Here is a 19,203-nt window from a genome sequence, read left to right on the forward strand (position 1 = left end):
CTCTAGATGCACAACGTCCGTCGTTTTATGGCGGCTTTGCGTGGGGCACTTCGGTGCGCCGGGTTCTAGAGTCCTGGTCTGCTAACCCGCGCATAGCCGCCACCCGTTTTTCGTTTAGCAGCGATGAGTAGCGGCTCCATAACTCTAGGAGCTTCAAATGTTCAAGATCACTCCCAACCCGCCAGAAACCGACACCGACGACGTCTCCCCCTACGAAACCCCCCGATTCCAAAAAACTCAACAAAGCTGCCGACCGCGCCCTCGATTACTACCTCAAACCGGTCATTCCCAAAGACACCGCCCGCAAACCCAGCACGATCTACTTCGTCGGGGCCGACACCAATGATGAAACCCTGTTGGTCAGCGCCTGTGAAACCATGGCGTCGGCGAGTGTGATGCTCAGTGAATTTGCGGGGCAGGTGGAGGGGACGCAGCGCAACACGGTGCTGGGGATTGCGCAGGTGGTGATGCTGGGGGAACTGGCGGTGAACCGGATGCTGGACAGGCTTGATCCGCCTTAGCCGTTATTGAGTCAGGTAGACCGCGTCATCGTTCTTCGCGAGCAGGCTCGCTCCCACAAGGGATCTTCAGTGACCACACTATTTGTGAATATCCGAGATCAACTGTGGGAGCGGGCTTGCTCGCGAAGGGGCCAGTTGATTTAACGCAAAAATCAATTCTCCTGTGCGCGATAGGCCCCAGGCGTCACCCCGGTCCATTTCTTGAACGCCCGATGAAACGCCGAAGGCTCGGAAAACCCCAACTGCTCGGCAATCTGCTGCAACGACAAATCCGCGCGCCCCAGGTGATAAATCGCAATGTCGCGCCTTAGCTGATCCTTCAATTCCTGAAAACTCGTGCCTTCCTCGCGCAAATGCCGACGCAAGGTCTGCGGACTGATGTGCATGTGCGCGGCCACGGCTTCCAGGTCCGGCCAGCGAGCGCTGTCGCGGCTGAGCAAGCGGCGCAACTGGCTGCTCAGCCTGTCGCCGTCATCGGGAAAAGGGGACGCATTTATTCTTCTGGCTGATCTGGTTTTCCTTATGGCCTGAGTGAGCATTAAACGGTGATGTTTAAAAAACATCTCCAGACACTCGCTCAGGCTACACATCCTTGCGCCGTTGCCTACGACTACGCCAGAATCCGCCGGCTTGTGCGTCTGGGGCGTGGGTTCTATCGTTTGCGGGTCGCTGACGAATCAGCGATCGGGTTTAGCGATCCGATCCCCTACACAGACGCAAAAGCTGCAATTCGCGTAATGGCGGCTGTGCGTGGGAGACCCCTCGAGGTCTACCCGGGGTTTCTGTGTCCCGGATCGCTAACCTGCGTACAGCCGCCACCTTTACTTGTTTAGCGATAAGCCGTGGCGGCTCAATCAACCACGGAGCTGCACATGTTCAAGATCACTCCCAACCCGCCAGAAACCGACACCGACGACGTCTCCCCCTACGAAACCCCCGATTCCAAAAAACTCAACAAAGCCGCCGACCGCGCCCTCGATTACTACCTCAAACCGGTCACTCCCAAAGACACCGCCCGCAAGCCCAGCACGATTTACTTCGTCGGGCCCGACACCAATGATGAAACCCTGTTGGTCAGCGCCTGTGAAACCATGGCGTCGGCGAGTGTGATGCTCAGTGAATTTGCGGGGCAGGTGGAGGGGACGCAGCGCAACACGGTGCTGGGGATTGCGCAGGTTGTGATGCTGGGGGAACTGGCGGTGAACCGGATGCTGGACAGGCTTGATCCGCCTTAGCCGATATTGAGTCAGGTAGACCGCGTCATCGTTCTTCGCGAGCAGGCTCGCTCCCACAAGGGATCTTCAGTGACCACACTATTTGTGAATATCCGAGATCAACTGTGGGAGCGAGCCTGCTCGCGAAGAGGCCAGTCAATTCAACGCAAAAATCAATTCTCCTGCGCGCGATAAGCCCCAGGCGTCACCCCGGTCCATTTCTTGAACGCCCGATGAAACGCCGAAGGCTCGGAAAACCCCAACTGCTCGGCAATCTGCTGCAACGACAAATCCGCGCGCCCCAGGTGATAAATCGCAATGTCGCGCCTTAGCTGATCCTTCAATTCCTGAAAACTCGTGCCTTCCTCGCGCAAATGCCGACGCAAGGTTTGCGGGCTGATGTGCATGTGCGCGGCCACCGCTTCCAGGTCCGGCCAGCGAGCGCTGTCGCGGCTGAGCAAGCGGCGCAACTGGCTGCTCAGGCTGTCGCCGTCATCCGGGCGTGACAGCAGGTCGGCGGGGGAGTGTTCGAGGAAGTGCTTGAGGGTGCGTTCGTCCTGCAACAGCGGCATGTTCAGGTAGCGACTGTGAAACAGCAGGCTGCTCTGCGCCGAGGAAAACACCATCGGGCAGGGGAACAGCAAGTCGTATTCGGCGCCGTGTTCGGGTCTTGGGTAACTGAACGTCGCCTGTTCCAGGCGCATGCGCTGGCCAATCAGCCAGCTGCCGAGCCGATGCCACACCATCAACTGGCTTTCGGTAAGGAAATGGTCCGGGTCCTGGAACTTCGAATCGTCGAGGCTCAGGCGGATCATTTCGCCTTCGTGGCTCAGGGTCAGACGCGGACCGTCGGGGAATAAGCTATAAAACAATAAGCCGCGATGCAGTGCTTTATCCAGATTGCGGCAGTGGATCACGGCGTGGCACATCATGGCGAAGCTGCCGGTTTTACTCGCGACCGGCCCGAATCCGAGGTATTCGTCGTCCAGTGCCAGCCACAGGCCCTGGATCAATCGGGTGAACTGCTCAGGTGCGATACGCGCACGCGGTTCGTCCAGCAGCTCGGGACTGATGCCCAGTTGCTGCAACAGGTTTGAATAGTCATAACCCAGCCGGCGTGCGCCACCGAGAACGGCACGGGCGAAATGACTGGCGATGGTGCGTTCGCGCATAGAAGGCAGGTCCGTCCATTGAACGACGGATGGTAGCCGCGCTGACCGTCGAGGAACAAGGCGGATATCCGCCAAATTGCCGGACGAGGTTGGGTGGATGGGCGGAAATCCGCCACATCGGTGTCACCACTCAGTGACGAAGAAAAACCTGCAGCCCTTGATGTCAAAAGGCTTGCAGGGATTTTGGCGAAGGTGGCACGGGCCTTGCGATACAACGAGCAGATGCCTGCCGTCGCGCAGCTCGAAAAACAAATCCCTCCAGAAGCAGGAGGGTTCGCAATTCAGGTGTCAGGGACAACAGGTGGATGTTGTCACCGGGCACTCTTGAGGAACTTTGCAATGACGACTCGTCAGCCACTGTATAAATCCCTGTATTTCCAGGTGATCGTTGCCATCATTATCGGCGTTTTGATCGGTCACTTTTATCCGCAGACTGGTGTGGCCCTCAAGCCGCTGGGTGACGGGTTCATCAAGCTGATCAAAATGATCATCGCCCCAATCATCTTCTGCACCGTGGTCAGCGGTATCGCCGGTATGCAGGACATGAAATCGGTCGGCAAGACCGGTGGTTACGCGCTGCTCTACTTCGAAATCGTTTCGACCATCGCACTGTTGGTCGGTCTCGTGGTGGTCAACATCGTCCAGCCGGGTGCCGGCATGCACATCGACGTGACCACGCTGGATGCCTCCAAAGTGGCTCAGTATGTGGCCGCTGGCGCTGATCAAAGCGTGGTTGGCTTCCTGCTGAACGTGATCCCGAACACCATCTTCGGCGCGTTCGCCACTGGCGATATCCTGCAAGTGCTGATGTTCTCGGTGATCTTCGGTTTCGCCCTGCATCGCCTGGGTGCCTACGGCCGCCCGCTGCTGGACTTCATCGATCGTTTTGCCCACGTGATGTTCAACATCATCAACATGATCATGAAGCTCGCGCCACTGGGTGCCTTCGGCGCCATGGCGTTCACCATCGGCGCCTACGGTGTCGGCTCGCTGGTGCAGCTGGGTCAGTTGATGGCCTGCTTCTACATCACATGCGTCGTGTTCGTGCTGGTCGTACTGGGCGGCATTGCTCGCGCTCACGGCTTCAGCGTGCTGAAAGTGATTCGCTACATCCGTGAAGAACTGCTGATCGTGCTGGGTACTTCTTCTTCGGAATCGGTACTGCCTCGCATGCTGATCAAGATGGAACGCCTGGGCGCGCAGAAATCCGTCGTGGGTCTGGTGATCCCGACCGGTTACTCGTTCAACCTCGACGGCACCGCGATCTACCTGACCATGGCGGCCGTGTTCATCGCTCAGGCGACCGACACCCACATGGACATCACCCACCAGATCACCCTGTTGGTGGTGTTGCTGCTGTCTTCCAAAGGCGCTGCCGGCGTGACCGGTAGTGGTTTCATCGTGTTGGCCGCTACCTTGTCCGCCGTTGGCCACTTGCCGGTTGCCGGCTTGGCGCTGATCCTCGGTATCGACCGTTTCATGTCCGAAGCCCGCGCCCTGACCAACCTGGTGGGTAACGCCGTTGCCACCCTGGTTGTGGCCAAGTGGGTCAAGGAACTGGACGTTGACGTGATGCACGCTGAACTGGCTTCTGGCGGTCGCGGCATCTCCGACGAGCGCGTAGAAGACGACCTGGGCGTGGCCGAAGGCCCAACCCCAACCAACGTCAAGTAACACGCGTTGCAATGAAAAACCCGCTTCGGCGGGTTTTTTCTTGTCCGCAATTTGAGCGCAACGGTCACCTTTGCTGACACTTCGGGTGATTGCTGCAATGCCAATGGCTGCCTAGGCTGGAGGCATCGTTCACGGAGATCGTTCATGCTCGGGCCATTGGCATCACTCAAGGTTCTGGATTTTTCGACACTGTTACCGGGGCCGTTTGCCTCGTTGTTGCTGGCGGACATGGGCGCCGAGGTGTTGCGCATCGAATCGCCGACCCGCATGGATCTGCTGCGGGTGCTGCCGCCGCATGATCAGGGGGTGTCCGCGAGTCACGCCTACCTCAATCGCAACAAGCGCAGCCTGGCGCTGGACCTCAAGCACCCCGAGGCGCTGGCGGTGATCAAGCAGTTGCTGGCCGACTACGACATCGTGCTGGAGCAGTTCCGCCCCGGCGTGATGGAACGCCTGGGGCTGGGGTATGAAGCCTTGAAGGCGATCAATCCAAAGCTGATCTACGTATCGATTACCGGTTATGGCCAGACCGGCCCCTACAAGGACCGCGCCGGCCACGACATCAATTACCTGGCGCTGGCGGGACTGGCCAGCTACACCGGCCGCGCCGACAGCGGGCCGCTGCCGTTGGGCATGCAAGTGGCGGATGTCGCCGGTGGCTCGCTGCACGGGGTCATCGGCCTGCTCGCGGCGGTGATCGCCCGGCAGCAAACCGGGCAGGGCCAGCATTTGGACGTGAGCATGACCGATTGCGCGTTCAGCCTGAACGCCATGGCTGGCGCCGGGTACCTGGCCTGCGGCGTGGAGCCGGGCAGGGAAGACCAGATGCTCAATGGCGGCAGCTTCTATGACTATTACCGTTCACGGGATGGACGCTGGTTATCGGTGGGCAGCCTGGAGCCCGCGTTCATGAAGCAACTGTGTACGGCGCTGGGGCTGGAGGAGTTGTCACCCTTGGGCTTGTCGCCAAAGCCTGCGGACCAGAAAAAGCTCAAGGAAGCGTTGAAGAGTGAATTCGAGAAACATGACTTTGGCGAGTTGTGCGGCCTGTTTGCTGAACTGGATGCGTGTGTTGAGCCGGTGTTGAATCTGGGTGAGGCGATTGCGCATCCACAGCTGAAGGCGCGGGAGCTGGTGGCCGAAGTACCCCGTGGTGACGGGACGACTCAGGCGCAGATGGCCTGTCCGTTGAAGTTTTCGGATGGCTTGCCTGAGCCCCGGCATATCGGTGCGGCGCTGGGGCAGCATACGGATCAGGTGTTGGGGGAGTTGGGGTTTGATGCGCAGCGGATTGCCGAGTTGCGGCGTGCCAAGGTGGTTGTGTAGTGAATGCCAAGGCCCCTTCGCGAGCAGGCTCGCTCCCACACTGGATTTGTGTCACGCCGAAAATCCCCTGTGGGAGCGAGCCTGCTCGCGAAAGGGCCGGCACATGCACCGCAAATCTTGCTACTCGACCCGCATCTCCCCACTGAACACCAACGTGCTCCGACACCGCCGGCACAGATACCGCCGGCCCTGGCGCACCAAACCATGGCGCTGCGCCGAAAACGGGAAATCGCTGTCCGCGCACGGGCATTTGTAGATATAGCGCGTCACGCTGCGGCGTTTGACGTCGTAGGTGTGGCAGCGATTGGGCGGCAGTTCGTACACGCCGCGCATGATCAGTTGCCACTCTTCACCGTGTGGCTGGATACGGTCGCCAAACAGTTGATGAGCGATCAGGTGCGCGACCTCGTGGGCCACGGTTTGCTTGAGGAAGTCTTCGGTGTTTTCCCGGTACAGCTGAGGGTTGAAGCGCAACAGGTTCTCGTGCAAATGCGCGACACCGGCTTTTTGACCACGCAGCTTGAGGCTCACCACGGGGCGTTTGAAAGTGCGTTTGAAAAAGGATTCGGCGAGTAGGTAACAGTCTTCGACGCGGGTATTGAGTTGCTCGGGCATGCTTGATGGATCTCCAGAGACGTCGAGTATGCCGCAACCCTGGAGTCTTGCGAATCGCCGAGGCGCCGAATGGTCGTCACCCCCGGCATTAGAAGGCCGCCTTGCGGCGGCCTGTATTGGCAGATCTAGTTTTTGGGTGGAAAGCAGCATTAATTCGTATAGACCGGCCCCACGCCGAGTCCCCAGACAATGACTGTGAACGCCATGATGGCAACCAGCACCACCAGGCCTACCGCAAGCACCGAACTTGAAAACAGGAACCCCTCGTCTGATGGAATGTTCATGAAAGTGGGTAGCCCCACGTACAGCAGGTACACCGTGTAGCAGATGGCCGCCGTCCCGACGATCATCCCCAACCACATGTGTGGGTACAGCGCCGCCAGACCGCCGATGAACAGCGGGGTCGCGGTGTAGGTCGCAAACGCAACGCAACGGGCCAGGCTCGGGTTGGCGTCATAGGTGCGAGCCATCCAGTGGATGAACGCCCCCATCACCGCAACACCGCCGAGCATCGCCACGTACGACATGATCGTCATCCATAGCGCGCTTTCCTGCGTCAGCATCACCGGGGCACGGCTGCCGATAACCCAGCCGACTTGCGTGGTGCCGATAAACGCGGACACGGCGGGGATCGCCGCCAGAATCAGCGTGTGGGTCAGGTACATGTGGCTGATGCTTTCCTCTTGGTCGCCACGGATTTCTTTCCATTCCTGGTCGGGGTGGGTGAAGAGCCCCACTACGTGATGGATCATGCCAGTCACTCCTCTTGTTTTTACCGTCGCCCCCCAGTGGAGCGCCTACAGGCCAAAGTGGCCACGTAAGTAAAGGTCTGGATTTGAATGCGACCTTATGTCGCAGTATAGAAAGGACTTACCCGCACAGGTGATAGGGGCTTAGAGCAAATCGCGCTGTAAAGATCTCTGTTAATCGCCGACGGGTCTGTGCACGCAGATCCCTCGCCACAGGGGGATGCTGAACCCAGATAAAGTGAAGCCCCAGGCACTTCGCCCCTGATGGGTTTTTGCGTAAAATGCCGGCCTTTCGTCACACCTCACGGATTCGCGTCATGGGCACTCTCACGGTTAACCAGAACAAACTGCAAAAGCGCCTTCGCCGTCAGGCCGGTGAGGCTGTTGCCGATTTCAACATGATTGAAGACGGCGATAAGGTCATGGTCTGCCTGTCCGGTGGCAAGGACAGCTACACCCTGCTCGACGTGCTGATGCACTTGCAGAAGGTCGCCCCGATCAAGTTCGAGATCGTGGCCGTGAACATGGACCAGAAGCAGCCAGGTTTCCCGGAGCACGTGCTGCCGGCCTACCTCAAGGAACTGGGCATCGAGTACCACATCGTCGAGAAGGACACTTACTCGGTGGTCAAGGAGCTTATTCCCGAGGGCAAGACCACCTGCTCGCTGTGCTCGCGCCTGCGTCGCGGCACGCTGTACACCTTTGCCGACGAAATCGGCGCGACCAAAATGGCCCTCGGTCATCACCGGGACGACATCGTCGAGACGTTCTTCCTCAACATGTTCTTCAACGGTTCGCTCAAGGCCATGCCGCCTAAACTGCGCGCCGATGATGGTCGCAACGTGGTGATCCGTCCGCTGGCGTACTGCAACGAAAAAGACATCCAGGCCTATTCGGATTTCAAGCAGTTCCCGATCATCCCGTGCAACCTCTGCGGTTCCCAGGAAAACCTGCAACGCCAGGTGGTCAAGGACATGCTGCAAGACTGGGAGCGCAAGACCCCGGGCCGTACCGAAAGCATTTTCCGCAGCCTGCAAAATGTGCAGCCGTCACAATTGGCGGATCGCAACCTGTTTGATTTCACCAGCCTCAAGATCGACGAGACGGCGGCTTCGCGCTTCGTCAACGTGGTAAACCTCTGATTAAAACTGTGGGAGCGAGCCTGCTCGCGAAAGCGGTGTGTCATTCAACGAATAGGTTGACTGATACTCCCTCTTCGCGAGCAGGCTCGCTCCCACATTTGGTTTTTTGTTTAATACCTCAGGAGAGGGCATGCGCGATTACAAGTGGCTGCACGAATACTGTCTGAACCGCTTCGGGTCAGCAGCTGAACTGGAAGCCAATCTGCCCGTTCCGAAAACCCCGGCACAATTGCGCAAGATCAGCGACGACCGTTACCTGTCGACCATGGCCCTGCGAGTGTTTCGTGCCGGCCTCAAGCACAGTCTGGTGGACGCCAAGTGGCCGGCCTTCGAAGAAGTGTTCTTCAAGTTCGACCCGGAAAAAGTCGTGCTGATGAGCGCCGAACACCTCGAGCGCTTGATGCAGGACGCGCGAATCATCCGCCACTTGGGCAAGCTCAAAAGCGTGCCGCGCAATGCGCAGTTCATTCTGGACGTCGCGCATGAGAAGGGCAGCTTCGGTGCGCTGATTGCCGATTGGCCGGTGACGGATATCGTCGGGTTGTGGACCTACCTGAAAAAGCGCGGCCATCAATTGGGCGGGCTGTCGGCACCGCGCTTCTTGCGCATGGTCGGCAAGGACACGTTTGTGCCGAGCTACGACGTGGTCGCGGCGTTGAATGCGCAGAAGATCGTCGACAAGGTGCCGACCAGTTTGCGCGATCTGGCCTTGGTGCAGGATGTGTTCAACCAGTGGCATGAACAGAGTGGCGGGCGGGCGATGAGCCAGATTTCGATGATGCTGGCTTACACAGTGAATCATTAAAACCGAGTCGCGGCATTCGCGAGCAGGCTCGCTCCCACAGGGTTCACGCGGTCCTGGTGGGAGCGAGCCTGCTCGCGAAGGCGTCAGATCAGGCGACGGAAATTTCACCTTCACCGGCAAGCTTGCGATTGAGCTGAAACCGCCACCGCACATACAACAACGCCGAGCAAAACACCGCCAGGCTCGCACCCATCTCCAGCAACCCAAACAACTGCCGATTCGGGTCATACGCCGCCAGCGCGCCCTTGATGAAGTACAGGTTCACCACAAAACACATCCACGAATGCCCGCGCGCACTGCCGATGATCATCCCCGGCGCCAGCAACAGCAGCGGCACCAGCTCGATCAGCAGAATCACCCACGGCCGTGCGCCATGCAGATCGGCGAACACCAGGTAGTAGGCACACAACAGCCCAACCAGACCGAAAAAGCACAGCAGGCTGATGACGCGCATCGCCCGCACCCGCGGCTCAAGCCATTCAATGGACGGTAGAATCTTCGGCTTCTTGGCCACGTCAGTTCCCCAGTTTTTGCGCAGTCTTCGCCAACCGCAGGCCCAAGGCCCGGCACAGCGCCACTTCATGTTCATTCAAAGCGCTTTTGCCATCGGCCCCGGCGTGATGACTGGCGCCGTACGGCGTGCCGCCGCCACGGGTTTCCAGCAATGCCGATTCGCTGTAAGGCAGACCGGTGATCAGCATGCCGTGGTGCAACAGCGGCAACATCATCGACAGCAGCGTGGTTTCCTGGCCGCCGTGCAGGCTCGCCGTGGAGGTGAACACGCCCGCCGGCTTGCCCACCAGCGCGCCGGTCAGCCACAGGTTGCTGGTGCCATCGAGGAAATACTTGAGCGGCGCGGCCATGTTGCCGAAACGGGTCGGGCTGCCCAGGGCCAGGCCCGCGCAGTTCTTCAGGTCGTCGAGGCTGGCGTACAGCGCGCCTTCGTCCGGAATGTCCGGTGACACGGCTTCGCATTCGGTGGAAATCGCCGGCACGGTGCGCAGGCGTGCTTCCATCCCGGACTGCTCGACGCCGCGGGCAATCTGCCGGGCCATTTCATTGGTCGAGCCGCTGCGGCTGTAATACAGAACCAGAATGTAGGGCGCACTCACGGCAGCAACTCCAGGATCTGCTCCGGCGGACGGCCGATGACGGCTTTGTTGCCGACTTCAAGAATCGGACGCTCCATGAGTTTCGGGTGCGCCGCGATGGCCGCGATCAATTGCGCTTCGCTCAGGCTGCTGTCCGCCAGGTTGAGGGTTTTGTACTCGTCCTCACCGGTGCGCAGCAGTTGCCGGGCGCTGAGGCCGAGCTTGCTCAGCAGGCTCTGGATTTGCGCGGCGTCCAGTGGGGTTTCGAGGTAGCGGACCACGGTCGGGGTCAGGCCACGGGCTTCGAGCAGTTCGAGCGCACCGCGGGATTTCGAGCAGCGCGGGTTGTGATAAAGCGTCAGATCGGTCATGTGCGGGTCGCTTCTTGCGTAAAGTGGCGGCTATTCTAACTGTGCAGCGCGCAATCCAGAACCTTGCGAGGCGATGGGTCGCAGGCGCATTCAATTTTGAGCAAGGATTACCACATGACAAGGCGACTGGCAGCGGCATTGGCGATTATCGGGGCGTTGATGCTGGGGGGCTGCGGCAATGACTATGGCGTCGACCAGAACGGCCAGAAAGTAGCCTCCGAGCGCCTCGACAAACAATGGGTGGTGCTTAATTACTGGGCTGAATGGTGCGGCCCTTGCCGGACCGAAATTCCGCAGTTGAACGCGTTGGCCGATCAATTGAAGGACAAGAAGATCGGCGTGTTCGGGGTCAATTTCGACAACGTGCAGGGTGAAGAGCTGAAGAGCGCCAGCGAGAAACTGGGGATCAGGTTCACGGTACTGGCTTCAGACCCGGCTGATCTTTTTGAACTGCCACGTAGTGAGGCCCTGCCGGTGACGTACATCATCGATAACAAGGGCAAGGTTCGCGAACAGCTGATGGGTGAGCAGACGGCGGCGGGGGTGATGGCGAAGCTTGAGGCGTTGCAGGCGGTCAAGTGATCGGGTGCAGGTCTGTGCCTGACGGGATTTTGTGGCGAGGGAGCTGTTGTGGCGAGGGGGCTTGCCCCCGTTTGAGTGCGTAGCGCTCACAAGATCTTTGGTATATCAGAGATTTTGGGGCCGCTTCGCAGCTCAACGGGGGCAAGCCCCCTCGCCACAGTTGTTTTCAGGTTGCAGCAGGGTGATCAACCCTCTTCAAGCCACCAACGCAGCGGCTTGCCTTCGGCCGGCCAGAAGCGCATCTGCTCGATCGGGGAAATGTCCCAGCGCTGCACGCCTTCCAGCGCCTGCAAGAAGCGTTTTTCCTGCTCCATGATCGCTGGCGCACACAGCTTGCGGGTGCTGCCGATCTGGCCGAAGCTCAGCTTGTCGCCTTCCAGGGTGTACGGCGCGAACCAATGGTTGCAGCCGCCGTTGCCATAGGCCCGGCCGTCGTCACCCAGGGTGATGGTCAGGTGGCTGTAATCCATCAACGGACGTTCGCCGATCCATTCCAGAATGTAACTACGGTTTTGTTGCAGTTGCACCGGCTCGGCGGCGCAGCCCAGCAGGCTGGCACCGACCAGGGTGGTCAGGGCGAGGCGTTTCATCACGCGGGCTCCTGGCATGTCGGGCACTGGTGCTTCTCACCCACGGTGGTCCAGCCCAACTCGGCGATCCGCGCGGTGGCAGCGGGCTTTTCAGCCTTGTTGCCCAGCTTGGCGTCGACCGCAAACTCGAAGTTCAGCTCTTTGGCGCAGCTGTCGCAGTTGACTTTCCATGTGTGGATCGCCAGTTCACCGAATACCGGACCACTGGCCACCGCGACCCATTGGCCAGGCGGATTGATCAAGTGGCGAACCGTTTCGACGGTCAGGCGCATGGACAAGTCCTTGGCGCCTTTGAGGGTCACAACCAACACGTCGTTGTTACGAATCGAGCCGCCGTTGCCGGTAACTTGATAACGCCCCGGCACAAGGGCGCGGCATTCGGTGAGGGTGTGTTGCGGGTTCATCAGGCTATAGCGGAAATCGTGTTCGACCATGGGTCCTCCAAATATGCGCGGTATGCTATCACGGGCCTGCTCGCAGCATGGGGCGGGGAGATGACCTTCGATCAGGTTCAAATAACCGGTCGACTCATGGCACACTGCCGCTTTTACACCTCTAGGGAACGGACATGGCGTTAATCGAATGTTATGAGTGCAAGCAAAGCATCAGTTCCACGGCGGCTGCTTGCATTCATTGCGGTGCACCGGCGGCAACGGTGCAAGCGGCCACTTCGACAGTAGCGCCCGTGCAGGCACCGATTACTTTCGGGCGTTTGCCGGAGGACGAGAAAGTGGCGAGGGTGACGCCGGCCGCGTTCGGACGTAAGCGAAAAACCCAGGTTGAAACCGAAGCTCCAGCACCGGTACCGATCCCCGTGATGAACGGGACGCGACCGGTAGAACTCTGGCTGAAACTGATGATTTTCTTCCTGCCGCCGTTTTTTGTCTGGTTCCTGCTGCGTCGCGGGCATTCAGTGGGGCAGCGCTTGCTCGGCTTCGGCTGGCTGGGACTGATGATCCTGTTGTCCAAAGCCTGAGAAAAATCAGCCTTCGACCCGGTTCTGCGGCGTTCCAGCGGCCCAGGCGACGATGTTCTGCAAGGTCGTCGCGGCAATCGCGCCCAAGGCTTCACGGGTCAGGAAGGCCTGGTGCGCGGTGATGATCACATTCGGAAAGGTCAGCAACCGCGCCAGCACATCGTCCTGCAGCGGCAGGTCCGAGCGGTCCTCGAAAAACAGCTGCGCCTCTTCTTCATACACATCCAGCCCCAGATAACCCAATTGGCCGTCCTTCAAGGCGTCGATCAATGCCGGGGTGTCCACCAGACCGCCACGCCCGGTATTGATCAGCATCGCGCCGGGTTGCATATGCGCCAGTGATTCGCGGTTGATCAGGTGTTTGCTCTGCTCGTTGAGCGGGCAATGCAGGCTGATGATCTGCGACTGCGCCAGCAGTTGCGGCAAACTAAGATAGCGAGCGCCAAGGGCTTCGACCTGCGGATTGGGGAACGGGTCGTAGGCGAGCAATTGGCAGCCGAAACCGTTCATGATCTTGGCGAACGTTGCGCCGATCTGTCCGGTGCCGACCACGCCGACGGTCTTGCCCACGAGGTCGAAGCCGGTCAGCCCGTGCAGGCTGAAGTCGCCTTCGCGGGTGCGGTTATAGGCGCGGTGCAGGCGGCGGTTGAGTGCCAGGATCAACGCCACCGCGTGTTCAGCCACAGCGTGTGGCGAGTAGGCCGGGACGCGCACGATCGCAAGGCCCAGGCGCTTGGCTGCGGGCAGGTCGACATGGTTGTAACCGGCCGAGCGCAGGGCGATCAGGCGCGTACCGCCCGCGACAAGACGTTCCAGCACCGGGGAGCTGAGGTCGTCATTGATGAAGGCGCAGACCACCTCGTGATGTTCGGCCAGCGCCACGGTATCCAGGCTCAGCCGCGCCGATTGAAAGTGCAGTTCGATGCCGGCGGGCAGCTCGGCGCCCAGAAAACTGTCGCGGTCGTAGGTCTGGCTGCTGAAAAGAATCGTGCGCATGAATCCTCCTGGATAACTCGGTCAAGCTTTATGTAGCAGCTTAGCGCTGATGGTGGTCAGCGCCGTTGCGCTGCATCAAGCGTTGATACGGGCATGCGCGGCCAGGCGATTGATCGCCCGGTCGAGGTCTTCAAGTGCGCCGGGCGCTTTCGGGTCCTGTTGCTTGAGCAGGGTTTCACTGCGCTGGCAGGCGGCGCGCAGTTGCGGGACGCCGCAATAACGGGTCGCCCCGTGCAAGCGATGGACGCGTTCGATCAGTGCATTCTGGTCGTTGCTTTCGCGGGCAACCCGAATGGCTTCGCGGTCGGCTTCGAGCGAGGCCAGCAACATCGCCAGCATGTCCGCCGCCAGATCCGCCTTGCCCGCGGCCAGGCGCAAACCTTCTTCGGGGTCGAGCACCTGCAAATCATGCCCGCTGCCGTGGCTGTCGCTGGAACGTTCCGGCCCATGGTTACGCAGGGCGAGGCCTGTCCACTTCAGCACCACCTGCGCCAGTTGCCGCTCGCTGATGGGTTTGGTCAGGTAATCGTCCATGCCGCTTTGCAGCAGTGCGCGTTTTTCATTGGCCATGGCGTGAGCGGTGAGGGCGACGATCGGCAGCGGCGTGCAATGCCGCTCGCTTTCCCACTGACGAATCGCCTCGGTGCTTTGACGTCCGTCCATGCCGGGCATTTGCACGTCCATCAGCACCAGGTCGAAGGTTTCGTTCTGCACGGCTTTGACCGCCGCGTAACCGCTTTCAACCGCAAGCACTTTGGCACCCATGTCTTCGAGCAAGGTCTGCACCAGCAACAGGTTGGCCGGGTTGTCGTCGACGCACAGTACTTTCGGGGCACGACTCGACACCGGTTCGCCGGGTTCGCTGCGCTGCTGGCGCGGGTTGACCAGATCGGACAAGGCCCGACGCAGTTTGCGCGTGCAGGCCGGTTTGGCCTGAAGCTGACTGTGCGGGTTCGGCACCGAAAGATGGAACAGCGTCTGCTCGGTGGTCGGGCACAGCACCAGGACTTTGCAGCCCAGGTGTTCGAGGTCCCAGATGTGCTGGTTGAGACGCTCGGGCGGCATGTCGTTGCTGGTGATGCCGAGCACCGCCAGGTCGATGGCCTGATCGGTCTGATGCGCGCCGGTCACGCCATTGGCCAGGTTTTCCAGGGTATTGAACGGCGTGACGCTCAGGCCGCAATCTTCCAGTTGATGCTGCAAGGCCTGCCGCGCCAGTTCATGGTTTTCCAGCACCGCCACGCGGCGCCCGAGCAGGGGCGCGCTGGGCAGGTCTTCGGCGTCATCGCGGGTCTTGGGCAGGCTCAGGCTGATCCAAAACTCCGAGCCTTCACCCGGTGTACTGTCGACGCCAATCTCGCCGCCCATCTGTTCAATCAGTCGCTTGGAAATCACCAGCCCCAGACCCGTACCGCCGGGTTGCCGGGACAGGGAGTTGTCAGCCTGGCTGAAGGCCTGGAACAGTGCGCGCACGTCCTGGCTCGACAGGCCAATGCCCGTGTCCTGAATGCTGATGCGCAGTTGCACGCTGTCTTCGTGTTCTTCTTCGAGCATGGCGCGGGCGACGATGGTGCCTTCGCGGGTGAACTTGATTGCGTTGCTGACCAGGTTGGTGAGGATCTGCTTGAGTCGCAGCGGGTCGCCGACCAGCGACAACGGCGTGTCGCGGTACACCAGGCTCACCAGTTCCAGCTGTTTGGCGTGGGCGGCGGGGGCGAGGATGGTCAGAGTGTCCTGCAGCAAGTCGCGCAGGTTGAACGGAATATTGTCGAGCACCAGTTTGCCGGCCTCGATTTTCGAGAAGTCGAGGATCTCGTTGATGATCCCCAGCAGGCTGTCGGCGGATTTTTCGATGGTGCCCAGGTAGTCGAGCTGGCGCGGCGTCAGTTCGCTTTTTTGCAGCAAGTGCGTGAAGCCGAGAATGCCGTTGAGCGGCGTGCGGATTTCATGGCTCATGTTAGCCAGGAATTCGGATTTGATCCGGCTCGCTTCCAGGGCTTCCTTGCGCGCCAGGTCCAGCTCGATGTTCTGGATCTCGATGGTTTCCAGATTCTGGCGCACGTCTTCGGTGGCCTGATCGACGCTGTGCTGCAATTCTTCCTGGGCATTTTGCAGGGTGCCGGCCATGCGGTTGATGCCGGACGCCAGTTCATCCAGTTCCTGGCTGCCGAGGGGCGGCAGGCGGGTTTCCAGATGACCGTCCTTGAGTTGCGCCACCGCCAGTTTGATCTGGCTGATCGGCCGGTTGATGGTCCGGCCCATGCGCAGGGCCAGCAGCGCCGCACCGGCCAGTCCGGCAGCAATCATCATCAGGCTGGCAAACAGGCTGCGGTAACCGCGCAGCAACATACCGTTGTGCGACAGCTCCAGTTCGACCCAGCCCAGCAGGCGGTCGGCTTCGTCGGGAATCAAGTCGCCGGCCAGGTTGCGGTGTTTGCCGAATACCGGCAGCAGATAGCGCGTTGCATCGTTGCCGCTACGGCGCAACATCTTCGAACTGTCGCCCAGCGGCGGCGCCGGATTGAGCATGGTCGGGCCGGCATGGGCCACTGGCGTGCGGTCGGGGGCGAGGAAGGTCACGGCGCGCACGTCGGCTGTTTCCAGCGACTGGGTGGCGATGCGTTCCAGCAGCTCATTGTCCTGGTGAGCCATGGCCGGGGCCACCAGCGGTGCAAGCTGTTCGGCAATCATCTCGCCGCGTTGCATCAGTTGGGATTGCAGGTCGGACTGCTGCATCCAGGTGAAATAGCCGCCCAGGACCAAGGCCATCAAAGTGGTCGGCAAGAGGGTCAGCAACAGCACGCGGCCTTTAATTCCCAGTTTCTTGAGCACGCATCTCTCCTGCATCCAGCGATTGATTGACCTGCGGGTACATCCGGTACGCGCCACCCGGGCAGTGTAGCGATTTGCAGGCAGGCAATCTTCGTAAAATTGATGTCGTCATTCGTCGGCCGGCGGGCTGCTTTTGCGTCTTGGGCAAACCTTGGGTTGCCCATCGGCAGGCAATCTTGAATAATCGCCCAACTGAGAATTATTTGCAGATACTGATGACTCCCATCCCGATTGGCCATCCCCGAATCCTTTCCATCGAAGACGACCTCGTGCTCGGTGCCTATGTGCACGAGCATTTGGGCCGTTGCGGTTTTCAGGTGACCTGGTGCCAGGACGGCCAGGAAGGCCTGGCCATCGCGCGCCAGCAAGCTTTCGATGTGGTGTTGATGGATATTCTGTTGCCGGGCCTGGACGGGCTCAATGTGTTGACGCAATTACGCCAGAGCCACGCCACGCCGGTGGTGCTGATGTCCGCACTGGGGGCCGAGGAGGACCGCATCAGCGGCTTTCGCCTGGGCGCCGATGACTACCTGCCAAAACCCTTCAGCATGGCCGAGTTGCGCGTGCGCATCGAAGCGATCCTGCGGCGGGTGGCGCTCGACCGTCGACCGGCGCCGCAGCCGTTGGCCTGCGAGGTGCACAGCCTGCGGTTCGACGATGAGCTGTGTGAGGTTTTCCATGGCGAGCACGCCGCCGGCCTGACTCGCAGCGAATATCGGTTGCTGGAAACGCTCAATCGCAATGGCGATGAAGTGTTGAGCAAAGCCTTCCTTTATCAGCATGTGCTGCAACGCGGTTACGCCGCGCATGATCGCAGCCTCGACATGCACATCAGCCAGATCCGCCGCAAACTCAAAGGCATCGGCTATACCGAGCGCGAAGTGCGCACGGTCTGGGGCAAAGGCTACGTCTTGAGTGCTGCCGATGAAATGGTCTGACCTGCCTGGGCGGTACTCGCTGTTCTGGAAACTCGCCTGTTTGCTGGTAGCGTTTTGTCTGCTGATGATCTGGCTGAGTTGGTCCTGGGGTCGGTACATGGAACAGAAAAACCTGTTCTTGTCCGAAGAGGCGCGGATCACGCTAACCGGCTACGCCGCCGAAGCCGAGCAAGCCTGGAGTCAACACCAGAGTGCTGGCGTCGATGTCTGGCTGCAGGGTATCGGCAAGCACGAAACATCCTGGGTCGGCGTCATCGGCGCTGATTTGCAGTCGCTGAGCAGCTATCCGCTGACGGATAAAGAAATTCAGCGCCTGACCTTTTTGCGTGGGCTGGATTGGCCAACGAGTCGCCATACCAAAGGCTTGCCGTGGTTGAGAATCCCCTTTCCCAAAGACCCGGCGGCGGGCAGCCTGGTGATCGAGTTGCCCCAGCGTTTTGTTCCGGGGCAATACCGGCTGTTCTGGCGCGTGATCACCAACGGCATCATTCCGGGATTGTTCACGCTGTTGTTATGCGTCGGTCTGTATCGACTGCTGGTCGTGCCGTTGAACAGTTTGCGCGAACAGGCGAATGCCTGGCGCGCGGACCAGTTGAACGTGCGCCTGTCGAGCAGCACCACCAATCGATCAGATGAACTCGGCGAGCTGGGTCGGGCCTTCGATCACATGTCCGAGCGCCTGCAAAGCACCGTGGCCTTGCAGCAGCAGTTGCTGCGCGATCTGTCCCACGAACTGCGCACACCGTTGAGCCGCTTGCGGGTGGCCAGCGAAAGCGAGCAGGGGCTGACGGCGTTGCGCGAGCGTATCGGTCGGGAAGTCGATGGCATGCAGCGTCTGGTCGAGGACACGCTGCAACTGGCCTGGCTCGATACCGAGCGTGCGCCGTTGCCCGACGAAGCGATTCAGGTTCAGGCCTTGTGGGAAATGCTCACGGAAAATGCCTGCTATGAAAGCGGCTGGCCGGGCAGTCAATTGCGCTGCACGGTGGACTCGTCGTGCTGGGTGCGCGGCAACCTCAATACCCTGGCCCAGGCCATGGAAAACATCCTGCGCAACGCCATTCGTCATTCGCCCGAGGGCGGTGTGGTGAGTCTGGGCGGGCAGCGCGATGGTGATTTCTGGCATGTGTGGCTGGAGGATGAGGGCGGCGGGGTGGCCGAGGCTGATCTAGAGCGGATCTTCTGCCCCTTCATTCGGCTCGACGGCTCGCGACCGGGGAACGGCGGGTTCGGGTTGGGGTTGAGCATTGCGAGGAATGCGGTGCGGCGTCAGGGGGGGCAGCTGTGGGCTGAGAACACTGGGGTTGGGTTGCGGCTGAATATGCGGTTGGTGGCTGAAGTTGATGGTGTGAGCGATGACGCCTTCGCGAGCAGGCTCGCTCCCACAGGGGATGTGGGTCGCCCACAAATGGTGTGATCAACACAGCCCCAATAATGAAATGGCTACCCCCGCTGCCCCCTATGATTGCCCACTAAGCTTTCACAGGGGGCCCATATTTCGGTCATCTCCAGGCAGAATAGTCCCTGTCCAGGCTGCTTATTCCCATAAGCCATAAGCACCGCACTTTGCGTGATATGGCCTGCGAACGTTTGCCGGTATGATAGGCGC

The 19,203-nt window shown here is 60.2% G+C and carries 19 protein-coding genes and 2 pseudogenes; 10 read left to right on the forward strand and 11 right to left on the reverse strand.

The genetic code is table 11. The features are described 5' to 3' along the window. Positions 1-157 precede the first annotated feature (157 nt). A pseudogene (locus AC07N8_RS23260) lies at positions 158-521 on the forward strand (DUF6124 family protein). A gap of 152 nt (positions 522-673) precedes the next feature. Here the strand turns inward: AC07N8_RS23260 and AC07N8_RS23265 are convergent. Next, positions 674-1,000: pseudogene (locus AC07N8_RS23265) on the reverse strand (helix-turn-helix transcriptional regulator); the annotation flags it as partial. Between the two features lie 393 nt (positions 1,001-1,393). Between AC07N8_RS23265 and AC07N8_RS23270 the strand changes: the two are divergent. Then, on the forward strand, positions 1,394-1,756 hold the full coding sequence (locus AC07N8_RS23270; RefSeq protein WP_493145941.1) for a DUF6124 family protein: 363 nt from the start codon (positions 1,394-1,396) through the stop codon (positions 1,754-1,756). A gap of 152 nt (positions 1,757-1,908) precedes the next feature. Here the strand turns inward: AC07N8_RS23270 and AC07N8_RS23275 are convergent, their stop codons facing one another. After that, positions 1,909-2,907, reverse strand: a complete 999-nt coding sequence (locus tag AC07N8_RS23275; protein ID WP_493145940.1) for an AraC family transcriptional regulator — start codon at positions 2,905-2,907, stop codon at positions 1,909-1,911. A 339-nt stretch (positions 2,908-3,246) separates the two neighbouring features. Here AC07N8_RS23275 and AC07N8_RS23280 point away from each other — a divergent pair, with 339 nt between their 5' ends. Continuing rightward, complete coding sequence (locus tag AC07N8_RS23280) at positions 3,247-4,581, forward strand: dicarboxylate/amino acid:cation symporter (protein ID WP_123432822.1); 1,335 nt, start codon at positions 3,247-3,249, stop codon at positions 4,579-4,581. 144 nt (positions 4,582-4,725) lie between these two features. Next, a complete protein-coding gene (locus AC07N8_RS23285; protein ID WP_493145939.1) occupies positions 4,726-5,907 on the forward strand; it encodes a CaiB/BaiF CoA transferase family protein in 1,182 nt (393 codons plus the stop codon). Positions 5,908-6,027: 120 nt separating this feature from the next. Here AC07N8_RS23285 and AC07N8_RS23290 read toward each other — a convergent pair whose 3' ends face one another. After that, a complete protein-coding gene (locus AC07N8_RS23290; RefSeq protein ID WP_140667407.1) occupies positions 6,028-6,522 on the reverse strand; it encodes a SprT family zinc-dependent metalloprotease in 495 nt (164 codons plus the stop codon). Between the two features lie 149 nt (positions 6,523-6,671). Next, on the reverse strand, positions 6,672-7,274 hold the full coding sequence (locus AC07N8_RS23295) for a Yip1 family protein (protein ID WP_008029348.1): 603 nt from the start codon (positions 7,272-7,274) through the stop codon (positions 6,672-6,674). Positions 7,275-7,588: 314 nt separating this feature from the next. On the opposite strand from AC07N8_RS23295, the gene ttcA reads away from it, so the two are divergent. Beyond that, the gene (ttcA, locus tag AC07N8_RS23300; RefSeq protein ID WP_493145938.1) at positions 7,589-8,413 is read left to right on the forward strand and encodes a tRNA 2-thiocytidine(32) synthetase TtcA; all 825 of its coding nucleotides are present in this window, start codon (positions 7,589-7,591) and stop codon (positions 8,411-8,413) included. Positions 8,414-8,543: 130 nt separating this feature from the next. Beyond that, positions 8,544-9,218 carry a DNA-3-methyladenine glycosylase I gene (locus AC07N8_RS23305; RefSeq protein WP_493145937.1) on the forward strand — a complete coding sequence of 225 codons (675 nt, stop codon included), beginning with the start codon at positions 8,544-8,546 and terminating at the stop codon, positions 9,216-9,218. A gap of 88 nt (positions 9,219-9,306) precedes the next feature. Here AC07N8_RS23305 and AC07N8_RS23310 read toward each other — a convergent pair whose 3' ends face one another. The 3 genes from AC07N8_RS23310 to arsC are packed head-to-tail and all read right to left on the reverse strand — an operon-like array spanning position 9,307 to position 10,680. Beyond that, the gene (locus tag AC07N8_RS23310) at positions 9,307-9,732 is read right to left on the reverse strand and encodes a DUF2069 domain-containing protein (RefSeq protein ID WP_059182318.1); all 426 of its coding nucleotides are present in this window, start codon (positions 9,730-9,732) and stop codon (positions 9,307-9,309) included. Position 9,733: 1 nt separating this feature from the next. Then, positions 9,734-10,330 carry an NAD(P)H:quinone oxidoreductase gene (gene wrbA / locus AC07N8_RS23315; RefSeq protein WP_493145936.1) on the reverse strand — a complete coding sequence of 199 codons (597 nt, stop codon included), beginning with the start codon at positions 10,328-10,330 and terminating at the stop codon, positions 9,734-9,736. Then, on the reverse strand, positions 10,327-10,680 hold the full coding sequence (gene arsC, locus AC07N8_RS23320) for an arsenate reductase (glutaredoxin) (RefSeq protein WP_483841414.1): 354 nt from the start codon (positions 10,678-10,680) through the stop codon (positions 10,327-10,329). The genes wrbA and arsC overlap by 4 nt, the downstream gene beginning before the upstream one ends. A gap of 114 nt (positions 10,681-10,794) precedes the next feature. Between arsC and AC07N8_RS23325 the strand changes: the two genes are divergently transcribed. Next, a complete protein-coding gene (locus tag AC07N8_RS23325; RefSeq protein ID WP_493145935.1) occupies positions 10,795-11,262 on the forward strand; it encodes a TlpA disulfide reductase family protein in 468 nt (155 codons plus the stop codon). 185 nt (positions 11,263-11,447) lie between these two features. Here the strand turns inward: AC07N8_RS23325 and AC07N8_RS23330 are convergent, their stop codons facing one another. Beyond that, positions 11,448-11,852, reverse strand: a complete 405-nt coding sequence (locus AC07N8_RS23330; protein WP_483841412.1) for an META domain-containing protein — start codon at positions 11,850-11,852, stop codon at positions 11,448-11,450. Continuing rightward, entirely contained in the window at positions 11,852-12,286 is a 435-nt protein-coding gene (locus tag AC07N8_RS23335) for a hypothetical protein (RefSeq protein ID WP_483841411.1), read from the reverse strand. Before AC07N8_RS23335 ends, AC07N8_RS23330 begins: the two co-directional genes overlap by 1 nt. Positions 12,287-12,420: 134 nt before the next feature. On the opposite strand from AC07N8_RS23335, the gene AC07N8_RS23340 reads away from it, so the two are divergent. Continuing rightward, the gene (locus tag AC07N8_RS23340) at positions 12,421-12,828 is read left to right on the forward strand and encodes a hypothetical protein (protein WP_483841410.1); all 408 of its coding nucleotides are present in this window, start codon (positions 12,421-12,423) and stop codon (positions 12,826-12,828) included. A 6-nt stretch (positions 12,829-12,834) separates the two neighbouring features. Here the strand turns inward: AC07N8_RS23340 and AC07N8_RS23345 are convergent, their stop codons facing one another. Continuing rightward, positions 12,835-13,824 (reverse strand): 2-hydroxyacid dehydrogenase, encoded by a 990-nt coding sequence (locus AC07N8_RS23345; protein ID WP_493145934.1) that lies wholly within the window; start codon positions 13,822-13,824, stop codon positions 12,835-12,837. Positions 13,825-13,899: 75 nt separating this feature from the next. After that, entirely contained in the window at positions 13,900-16,656 is a 2,757-nt protein-coding gene (locus AC07N8_RS23350) for a response regulator (protein WP_483841408.1), read from the reverse strand. Between the two features lie 215 nt (positions 16,657-16,871). Here AC07N8_RS23350 and AC07N8_RS23355 point away from each other — a divergent pair, with 215 nt between their 5' ends. Both AC07N8_RS23355 and AC07N8_RS23360 read left to right on the forward strand, forming a co-directional pair. Then, positions 16,872-17,594 (forward strand): response regulator transcription factor, encoded by a 723-nt coding sequence (locus AC07N8_RS23355; protein ID WP_493145933.1) that lies wholly within the window; start codon positions 16,872-16,874, stop codon positions 17,592-17,594. Continuing rightward, positions 17,581-19,011: a histidine kinase sensor domain-containing protein gene (locus AC07N8_RS23360; protein ID WP_493145932.1), complete on the forward strand. Its 1,431-nt coding sequence runs from the start codon at positions 17,581-17,583 to the stop codon at positions 19,009-19,011. Before AC07N8_RS23355 ends, AC07N8_RS23360 begins: the two co-directional genes overlap by 14 nt. The last annotated feature ends 192 nt before the right edge of the window (positions 19,012-19,203 follow it).

The sequence above is a fragment of the Pseudomonas sp. GW821-FHT10C09 genome (genome assembly GCF_059415465.1).

Bases quoted from the DNA above. Each gene is read 5' to 3' on its own strand.
- AC07N8_RS23270 (WP_493145941.1), top strand. From the start codon at position 1,394: ATGTTCAAGATCACTCCCAACCCGCCAGAAACCGACACCGACGACGTC.
- AC07N8_RS23275 (WP_493145940.1), bottom strand. From the start codon at position 2,907: ATGCGCGAACGCACCATCGCCAGTCATTTCGCCCGTGCCGTTCTCGGT.
- AC07N8_RS23280 (WP_123432822.1), top strand. From the start codon at position 3,247: ATGACGACTCGTCAGCCACTGTATAAATCCCTGTATTTCCAGGTGATC.
- AC07N8_RS23285 (WP_493145939.1), top strand. From the start codon at position 4,726: ATGCTCGGGCCATTGGCATCACTCAAGGTTCTGGATTTTTCGACACTG.
- AC07N8_RS23290 (WP_140667407.1), bottom strand. From the start codon at position 6,522: ATGCCCGAGCAACTCAATACCCGCGTCGAAGACTGTTACCTACTCGCC.
- AC07N8_RS23295 (WP_008029348.1), bottom strand. From the start codon at position 7,274: ATGATCCATCACGTAGTGGGGCTCTTCACCCACCCCGACCAGGAATGG.
- ttcA (WP_493145938.1), top strand. From the start codon at position 7,589: ATGGGCACTCTCACGGTTAACCAGAACAAACTGCAAAAGCGCCTTCGC.
- AC07N8_RS23305 (WP_493145937.1), top strand. From the start codon at position 8,544: ATGCGCGATTACAAGTGGCTGCACGAATACTGTCTGAACCGCTTCGGG.
- arsC (WP_483841414.1), bottom strand. From the start codon at position 10,680: ATGACCGATCTGACGCTTTATCACAACCCGCGCTGCTCGAAATCCCGC.
- AC07N8_RS23325 (WP_493145935.1), top strand. From the start codon at position 10,795: ATGACAAGGCGACTGGCAGCGGCATTGGCGATTATCGGGGCGTTGATG.
- AC07N8_RS23330 (WP_483841412.1), bottom strand. From the start codon at position 11,852: ATGAAACGCCTCGCCCTGACCACCCTGGTCGGTGCCAGCCTGCTGGGC.
- AC07N8_RS23335 (WP_483841411.1), bottom strand. From the start codon at position 12,286: ATGGTCGAACACGATTTCCGCTATAGCCTGATGAACCCGCAACACACC.
- AC07N8_RS23340 (WP_483841410.1), top strand. From the start codon at position 12,421: ATGGCGTTAATCGAATGTTATGAGTGCAAGCAAAGCATCAGTTCCACG.
- AC07N8_RS23345 (WP_493145934.1), bottom strand. From the start codon at position 13,824: ATGCGCACGATTCTTTTCAGCAGCCAGACCTACGACCGCGACAGTTTT.
- AC07N8_RS23355 (WP_493145933.1), top strand. From the start codon at position 16,872: ATGACTCCCATCCCGATTGGCCATCCCCGAATCCTTTCCATCGAAGAC.
- AC07N8_RS23360 (WP_493145932.1), top strand. From the start codon at position 17,581: ATGAAATGGTCTGACCTGCCTGGGCGGTACTCGCTGTTCTGGAAACTC.